At 47.7% G+C, this 775-nt stretch carries 1 protein-coding gene; it reads right to left on the minus strand.

The features are described 5' to 3' along the window. On the minus strand, positions 1-636 hold a 636-nt coding region (locus ICN24_RS10265), incomplete at its 3' end, for a tetratricopeptide repeat protein (RefSeq protein ID WP_216223692.1). Between the last annotated feature and the right edge of the window lie 139 nt (positions 637-775).

Genomic DNA, 775 nt, shown 5'->3' on the forward strand with positions numbered 1-775 from the left:
CCACCCCTGCGCATCATTGGGTCTGAGGGCAATGGCTTTCTCACAAGAAGTGCAGGCTTCTTGATAACGTTTCAGAGCATTCAGTGGCACACTGCGATTGACCCAGGCTTCAAAGTACTGGGGATCTAAGGCTAGGGCTTGGTCATAAGCCCTAAGCGATTGCTCGTAAGACTGCAGATGATTTAGGGCAATACCTAGATTAAGCCAGGCTTCTTTGATACCAGGATTGATTTGCGTAGCGCGCTCTAAGGCTTTTAGTGCGCCTGCATAGTCCTTGAGATCATTACAAGTGGCGCCTTGATTAATCAAGGCATCTAGATCATCTGGTGCCAAGCTTAAGGCGCGCTCATAGGCAGCTAAAGCAGCCGCATGATCACTACGCAAAGAACAGATCAATCCCAAGTTATAGGGGATTCTGGGATCAGTTGGATTAGCAGCCTCTAAGCAATTAAAAATGAAGAAGGCATCATCAAGACGTTCATGCCCAGCGCAAGCGAGCGCTAGCTGAAAAAGTGCAGACTCATTCTGAGCATCTTCTTGTAAGGCCTGGGAGATCAAAGATGGATTACCCAATAGCGTGTTGGTACGCAAGCACTCTAAGAGCTGGGCAAAAGATGGCGTATGACTAGCGTTCATACAATCGTCAAATGCGCAGGCGCTAATCCAGCCTGATAACGCTCATACATCTGTTGATAGGCGCTCTCTAGATGTTTAGTAAACAGGGGTGTATCAAACAAGGGTGTACTGAGGCGATTGGCTGCTAGCTTTGCTTTAA

This window comes from Polynucleobacter sp. UK-Kesae-W10 (assembly GCF_018881575.1).
GTDB lineage: Bacteria > Pseudomonadota > Gammaproteobacteria > Burkholderiales > Burkholderiaceae > Polynucleobacter.